Origin of the sequence: Ideonella azotifigens (genome assembly GCF_006519715.1) — a bacterium.
In the GTDB taxonomy this organism is placed as follows: Bacteria; Pseudomonadota; Gammaproteobacteria; order Burkholderiales; family Burkholderiaceae_C; genus Ideonella; species Ideonella azotifigens.
In genome coordinates, this window is the sequence record NZ_VIDT01000248.1 from 1 (window position 1) to 7,386 (window position 7,386).

At 67.0% G+C, this 7,386-nt stretch carries 6 protein-coding genes; 1 reads left to right on the forward strand and 5 read right to left on the reverse strand.

What is annotated here, in order from left to right; genetic code table 11:
* The 4 genes from FKP22_RS15640 to phaC form a co-directional block, all read right to left on the reverse strand.
* On the reverse strand, nucleotides 1–2,516 hold a 2,516-nt coding region (locus tag FKP22_RS15640), incomplete at its 3' end, for a PAS domain S-box protein (RefSeq protein WP_141288395.1).
* Nucleotides 2,517–2,779: 263 nt separating this feature from the next.
* Nucleotides 2,780–3,517 (reverse strand): acetoacetyl-CoA reductase, encoded by a 738-nt coding sequence (phbB, locus tag FKP22_RS15645; protein ID WP_141288396.1) that lies wholly within the window; start codon nucleotides 3,515–3,517, stop codon nucleotides 2,780–2,782.
* Between the two features lie 110 nt (nucleotides 3,518–3,627).
* Nucleotides 3,628–4,809 (reverse strand): acetyl-CoA C-acetyltransferase, encoded by a 1,182-nt coding sequence (locus FKP22_RS15650; RefSeq protein ID WP_141288397.1) that lies wholly within the window; start codon nucleotides 4,807–4,809, stop codon nucleotides 3,628–3,630.
* Between the two features lie 111 nt (nucleotides 4,810–4,920).
* Nucleotides 4,921–6,612 (reverse strand): class I poly(R)-hydroxyalkanoic acid synthase, encoded by a 1,692-nt coding sequence (gene phaC, locus FKP22_RS15655; RefSeq protein WP_141288400.1) that lies wholly within the window; start codon nucleotides 6,610–6,612, stop codon nucleotides 4,921–4,923.
* A gap of 203 nt (nucleotides 6,613–6,815) precedes the next feature.
* Between phaC and FKP22_RS15660 the strand changes: the two genes are divergently transcribed.
* Nucleotides 6,816–7,076 (forward strand): hypothetical protein, encoded by a 261-nt coding sequence (locus tag FKP22_RS15660; RefSeq protein ID WP_141288398.1) that lies wholly within the window; start codon nucleotides 6,816–6,818, stop codon nucleotides 7,074–7,076.
* A gap of 11 nt (nucleotides 7,077–7,087) precedes the next feature.
* On the opposite strand, the gene FKP22_RS15665 is transcribed toward FKP22_RS15660, so the two are convergent.
* The coding region (locus FKP22_RS15665; protein ID WP_141288399.1) for a laccase domain-containing protein at nucleotides 7,088–7,386 on the reverse strand (299 nt) is incomplete at its 5' end.

Below are 7,386 nucleotides of genomic sequence, written 5' to 3' on the forward strand. Positions count from 1 at the left end.
CGCAGCGCCAGCAAGATGGCGTCATAGGCCTGCTGGCTGGCCTGGGTAACGGCTTCCACGGCATTGGCTGCCGCGTCGACCAGGAAACCGGTGTCGGCCAGGCTGCGCACCAGCCGCGGATCGCTCTCGATGACCAGCAGCCGGTGGCTGGCCGGCGGCAGCATCAGGCCGTCGGCAGGATCGGGTTTCACGCGCGGCAGCACCAGGTGGAACACGCTGCCGGCACCCAGCGTGCTGCGCACGCCCACGCGGCCACCCTGGGCCTGCACCAGCCGGCGGGTCAGTGCCAGGCCCAGGCCGGTGCCGGCGTGCTGCTTGTTGTAGCCGGTGTCCAGCTGCTGGAATTCGGCGAACAGGCGCGGCAGGTCGGCCTCGGCAATGCCGATGCCTGTGTCCTCCACCTCCAGCCGGAAATGCGCCGGGCCCTCGGGGCGCGTGCGGATGGTGACCTGCCCGCCTTCAGTCGTGAACTTGATGGCGTTGGACAGGTAGTTGTAGAGCACCTGCTTGAGCCGGCCCGGGTCCAGATCCACCGTGTCCACTGCCGGGTCCAGGTCCAGCACGAGGCGCAACTGCTTGCGCTGCATGCCAGGCTGCAGCACGTCGCAGACCTCTCGCACCAGCGGTGCCAGCGCCAGCTGCTGCGGGAAAAACTCGAACTTGCCGGACTCGACCTTGGACAGGTCCAGCACGTCGTTGATCAGTTGCAGCAAGTGCCGGCCGCTGGCCGCGATGTGGCCGAGGAACTCGCGGTTCTTGGGCGACTGCGCCGGTACTGCACCGCTGTGCAGCAGGTCGGCAAAGCCGATCACCGCGTTCAGCGGCGTGCGCAGTTCGTGCGACATGTTGGCCAGGAACTGGCTCTTGAGCCGGCTGGCGGTCTGGATCTGCTGGTTCTCGGCTTCCAGCCGCATGGCCTTCTGGCGCGCTTCCTGCGCCAGCTTGTGCTGGGTGATGTCGGTCACGATGCCCAGCATGCGGCCGGCCGTGCCGCTGTCGTGCAGCAGCCCGGCCTGCAGGCTGATCCAGTGCACGCTGCCGTCTGGCCAGCGCACGCGGCATTCGGCCTGCCAGTCGCCCTGCTGCTCGACGGCGGCGCTGAAACTCGCCTGCAGCTCGGGCCGGTCTTCCGGGTGCACATGGGCCAGCAGCGTGTTGAAGGACCATGAAGGCTGCAGCTGGCTGTAGCCGAAGCAGCGGTCATGGCGGATCGAACGCCGGGTGGCGCCGGTCGCCAGGTCCATGTCCCATTCGCCGATCTGGGCCGAATCGAGCGCCAGCCGCAGCCGGGCGTCGCTCTCGCGCAGCGCGGCCTCGGCGCGCCGCTGCGGGCTCAGGTCGCGCACGATCTTGGCGCTGCCCACGACCCGACCGGAAGGGTCGCGCAGCGGCGAGACACTGACCGAAACCTCGAAGTGGCGCCCGCCCTTGGCCCGGGCCACGGTGTCGAACGGCGGCACGCTGTGGCCCGAGGCAATGTCGGCAAGCATGTGTGGCTCGGCCATCGCGTGTTCGGGGTTGGCAATGACCTGCACCGGCTGGCCCATGACCTCGCGGGCGGTGTAGCCGAACAGGGTTTCGGCAGCATGGTTCCAACTGGTGACCCGGCCATCCAACGACTTGCTGACGATGGCGTCGATGGACGAGTCGACGATGGCGGCCAGCCGCAGCCGCTCGGCTTCGATCTCCTCGATCTGCGTCAGGTCCCGGAACACCAGCGTCATGCCGCGCTGCTCGCCGCCTTCACCGTCTTTCGGGGCCAGCGTGGCGCGCACTTCCAGGGGGGTCAGGCTGCCGTTGCGCGAGCGGATCAGGTCATGCCGGGTCACCGGGCCGGCCGTGGCCAGCAGGCTGCGCACCACCTCCACCGGATTCTCGCCGGTGAGGGCCTCGTCGCGTCCTTCGCCCACCAGCACGTCCCACAGCACGCGGCCACGTGCCTCCGCGTCCGCCCAGCCGGTGACCCGCTCGGCGACCTCGTTCATGCGGGTGACCTTGCCCTGGGCATCGGTGACGATGAAACCGGCGCCGATGCTGTCCAGCGTCAGGGCCACGCTTTGCTCGATGCCTGCCAGGTGCTGCTCGGCGCTGCGGCGCTTGCTGACCTCGGCCTCCAGCGAACTGACCGCGCTGCGCAGCTGCGCTGCCGACGGGATGCGCAAGGCGCGTGGCAGCAGCACCCAGAGGGCAACGGCGGTGACGACCGAGATGGCCGCGGTGAAGACCTTGGCCAGCACCTGCAGCCCGTAATCGGCCTGCCAGATGGTCCACACGTCCATCACATGCGTGATGCCGCAGGCAAAGATGAAGGCGCTGAACAGCCAGGCCACCGGGCGGTAACCGATGTCCGGGCGCTTGCGGTAGAAGCTGACGATGGCCAGCGGAATGGAGAAATACGCCGCCGCGATCAACCCATCGGCAAGCACCATCGGCCACAGCAGGCCTGGCGCCCAGGTGAAGCAGTAGCCGTGCGGCAGGAAGCCGTTGCGTCCGAGCAAAGACAGCAGGAAATCCATGACAGCCCTTCTGTTCACCCCCTGACCCGCCGCCGTGCGTCGGGCCTCCCCTGGAGGTCATGTGCCTCGTGACGGCCGTGAGGCAGTCCGCCAGACATGGTCTGCCGCGGCAAGGCTGCGGTCAATCACTGCAGCGGCCGGGATCCCGTGTGCTGCCAAAAAATCGCAAAAAAGAGACTGTGCCGGGCACCCGGGCGGGTATCCGGCACAAGGCCCGTCGCGGCGCGATGCCAGCGCGATGCCGCTGTCACAGACCAAAGGCTTCAGCCCATGTGCAGGCCGCCATTGCAGGAGAAATCAGCACCGGTGGTGAAGCCGGAGTCTTCGCCCGCCAGCCAGGCGACGATGGCGCCGATCTCTTCGGGCGTGCCCAGGCGCTTGACCGGGATCGTCGCGACGATGCGCTCCAGCACCTCGGGCTTGATGGCGCGGACCATGTCGGTGCCGATGTAGCCAGGGCTGACGGTGTTGACCGTCACGCCCTTGGCAGCCACTTCCTGCGCCAGCGCCATCGTGAAGCCGTGCATGCCGGCCTTGGCGGCCGAGTAGTTGGTCTGGCCGGCCTGGCCTTTTTCGCCGTTGACCGACGAGATCTGGATCACCCGGCCCCAGCCGCGCTCGACCATGTCCGGCACCACCTGCTTGGTGACGTTGAACATCGAGTTCAGGTTGGTGTCGATGACGGCATGCCAGTCCTCGGGCGTCATCTTCAGGAACATGCGGTCACGGGTGATGCCGGCGTTGTTGACCAGGATGTCGATCGGACCGTGTTCGGCCTTGGCCGTCTTGAAGGCCTGCACGGTGGATTCCCAGTCGGCCACGTTGCCCACCGAGGCGTAGAACGTGAAGCCCAGCGCACGCTGTTCGTCCAGCCACTTGGTGAAGTCACGGCTGGGGCCGCAGCCGGCGATGACCTTCAGGCCGCTGTTGGCCAGGCGCTGGCAGATCGCGGTTCCGATGCCACCCATGCCACCGGTCACGTACGCTACTTTTTGAGTCATGTCTTTTATCTCCTGAGCTTGGATATCGAAGGGAAAGCAGCGGTTTCAAACCACTATCGCGCGTCGGCCCGGCCGCACACGTCCGTACATTCCCTGCGTCTCGCTGTGGTTCAACGCTCGACCGTCAGTGCAACACCCATGCCACCGCCAATGCACAGCGAGGCAATGCCCTTCTTCGCATCCCGGCGCTGCATCTCGTGCAGCAGCGTGACCAGGATGCGGGCACCGGATGCACCGATCGGGTGGCCGATGGCAATCGCGCCGCCGTTGACATTGACCTTGCTGGTGTCCCAGCCCATTTCCTGGTGCACCGCGCAGGCCTGCGCGGCAAAGGCTTCGTTGATCTCCAGCAGGTCCAGGTCGGCCGCCTTCCAGCCGGCACGCGCCAGCGCCTTGCGCGCCGCCGGCACCGGGCCCATGCCCATGATGGCCGGGTCCAGGCCGGCGCTGGCATAGCTGGCAATGCGGGCCAGCGGCGTCAGGCCCAGCGCCGCGGCCTTGGCCGCCGTCATCACGACCACGCCGGCAGCGCCGTCGTTCAGGCCGGAGGCGTTGCCGGCTGTCACGGAACCAGCCTTGTCGAAGGCGGGGCGCAGGCCGGCGAGTGCGTCGGCGTTGGTCTTGCGGTTGATGAATTCGTCGGCATCAAAGACGATGGGGTCCCCCTTCTTCTGCGCCAGGCTGACGCCGACGATCTCGTCCTTGAACCTGCCGGCGTCCTGCGCCGCGGCGGCCTTCTGCTGCGAGGCCAGCGCCAGTGCGTCCTGCGCTTCGCGGCTGATGCTGTACTGCCTGGCCACGTTCTCGGCGGTGATGCCCATGTGGTACTGGTTGTAGACGTCCCACAGGCCATCGGTGATCATGGTGTCGACCAGCTTCCAGTCGCCCATGCGCTGGCCATCGCGCGAGCCTGGCAGCACGTGGGGCGCCAGGCTCATGTTTTCCTGGCCACCGGCAATGATGATTTCGCTGTCACCGTCGCGGATGGCTTGCAGCGCCAGCATCACGGCCTTCAGGCCCGAGCCGCAGACCTTGTTGATGGTCATCGCCGGCACGCCGTTCGGCAGGCCGGACTTGATGACGGCCTGGCGCGCCGCGTTCTGGCCGGAGCCGGCGGTCAGCACCTGGCCGAGGATCACTTCGTTGACCTGTTCACCGGCCAGGCCGGTGCGGCGCAGCAGTTCCTTGATGACGGTGGCGCCCAACTCGGGGGCCGGGGTCTTGGCCAGGCTGCCGCCAAACTTGCCGACGGCAGTGCGGGTGGCGGCGACGATGACGATGTCGGTGGTCATGGGATGAGACTCCTTGCTGTGGATTCGGGCCGCGAGGCAAACGGCAACGCGCGGCGGGGACAGGGGTGATGGTGCTGAGGATGCGCGTTGGCAAGGCCTGCGGCCATCGGGTCAAGCGCGCTGTTTGACGTAGCGGCCGGGCGCAGGCTCGATGGCCTTGTGCTGCTTGCTGCCAGGCGCTTTTGGCGCAGGCACCTGCTTGCCGGCGTGGGTGGCGAGCCACTGGCTCCAGTCGGTCCACCAGCTGCCGCGATTTTCCTTGGCTTGTGCCAGCCATTCATCGGCCGTGGGCGGCAGGCCTTCGTTGATCCAGTGGGACCGCTTGCCGCTGGAAGGCGGGTTGATCACGCCGGCAATGTGGCCGGAGGCGCCCAGCACGAAGCGCTTGGGGCCTTTGAACACCTTGGTCGAGCCGTAGGCGCTCTTCCAAGGCACGATGTGATCTTCCTTCGAGCCATAGAGGTAGACGGGCGCCTTGATCAGCCCCAGGTCCAGCGGCACGCCGCAGACAGTCAGCTTGCCGGGCTGCTTCAGCTCGTCCTGCAGGTAGGTGTGGCGCAGGTACCAGCAGTACATCGGGCCCGGCAGGTTGGTCGAGTCGCTGTTCCAGTACAGCAGGTCGAACGGCGGCGGCATCTCGCCCTTCAGGTAGTTGCCGACGACGTAGTTCCACACCAGGTCGTTGGGCCTCAGGAAGCTGAAGGTGGTGGCCAGTTCCTGGCCCTTGAGCAGCCCGGGGCCGCCCGGCGCTTCGGCGCCCAGCGTCATCTCGCGCAGCTGCACCGAAGACTCGTCGACGAACAGGTCCAGCACGCCGGTGTCGGAGAAATCGACAAAGGTGGTCAGCAGCGTGACCGACGCGGCCGGTTGCTCGCCGCGCGCCGCCAGCACGCCCAAAGCGGTCGCCAGCAAGGTGCCGCCCACGCAGAAGCCCAGCGTGTCCAAGGTCTTCGCGCCGGTGATCTCCTGCACCGTGCGAAGCGCCTGGATCGCCCCCTGCTCGACGTAGTCGTCCCAGGTGTGGGCGCGCATGCTGTCATCCGGGTTGCGCCAGCTGACGACAAACACCCGGTGGCCTTGCGAGACGGTGTAGCGGATCAGCGAGTTGTCTGGTTGCAGGTCCAGGATGTAGTACTTGTTGATGCAGGGCGGCACGAACAGCATCGGCCGCTCGAAGACGGTGGCAGTCAGCGGCTTGTATTCAATCAGCTGGAAAAATGCGTTTTCGAACACCACCGAGCCTTCGGTGGTGGCCACATTGCGGCCAACCTCGAACAGGCTCTCGTCGGTCTGCGAGACATGGCCTTGCTGCAGGTCGTGGAACAGCTGGCGCAGGCCTTGCGCAATGCTCTCGCCGCGGCTCTCCAGCGCCTTGCGCTGGACCTCGGGGTTCAGCGCGATGAAGTTGCTCGGGCTGGCCGCGTCTATCCACTGCTGCACCGCGAAGCGCACGCGGGCGCGGGTCTTGTCGTCGCCCTGCAGCGCATCGGCCAGCTGCAGCATCATGCGGCTGTTCAGCAGGTACATCTGCGCGGTGAAGGCATTGCCCGGGTGGCTGCCCCAGTCCTTTGCGGCAAAGCGCCTGTCGGTGATGGCCAGCGGCTTGGCCTCGGCCGGTGCTTCGCCTGCACCGCTTGCGCCCTTGGTCAGCACGCTGTTCCAGATGGCCGTGGCCTGTTGCAGATAATCGTCGCGCAACTGCGTCAGCGCGGGTGCCGGCACGCTGATGCCGGACCACGATTTCAGCAGGTTGCCGACGGCATGGCCAAAGGCATCGGCGTGCGCTTGCGCCTGGGCACCCATGTCTTCGAACGACGACGGGGTAAAACGCTTGTTCAACGGCTTGTCTCCTGTTGATCAGCCCCACGGTCACTTGCCGCATGCGGCAAGGCCGGAGGCCCTGATGCAGCTTACCGCAGCAAGGCCTTAATTTCCGTTAAGCGATATTGCGAATCACATCCCGAAAAATGCACATCGTTGCTGCCGCTTGGATCTTCGTCGCGCTGATGATGGCGCTGGCCGAGGCCACCGCCACCGAGGGCAGCGTGCTGGGCGCGCTTTTCACCTTCTTGTTATACGGCGTGATGCCACTGGCCATCTTGCTCTATGTCATGGGCGCGCCCATGCGACGGCGTGCTCGCAGACTGGCCGAACAGCAACAGTGGGAGGCCGAGCGCGCCGCGCAGCCCGGTCCGGCTGGCAAGCCGTCTGTCGACCCTTCTGTCAACCCATCTGTCAACGATCGCGCGGCCCCGACGCCCGATTGAAGGCGGGCGACTCAGCGTCGCCAGATGGCCGCAGCGTGCCGGCCGGTCACACCGGTGTCACGCCGGTAGGAGTAGAAGCGCACGGCATCGCTCGCGGTGCACCACTGGCCCCCGCCGATCTGCTGCACGCCAGCCGCGCGCAGCCGCCGGCGCGCCAGGCCCGGCAGGTCGGCCCACCATTTCGGCGGCAAGCCTTCCGGCGTGGCAACTGACCGGAAGCAGGGGTCGCCCGGTTCGGCGCCGAACGCGATGCGCACCTCGTCTCCCACCTCGAAGCGCTGCGGCCCGATGCAAGCGCCCAGCCAGGTCG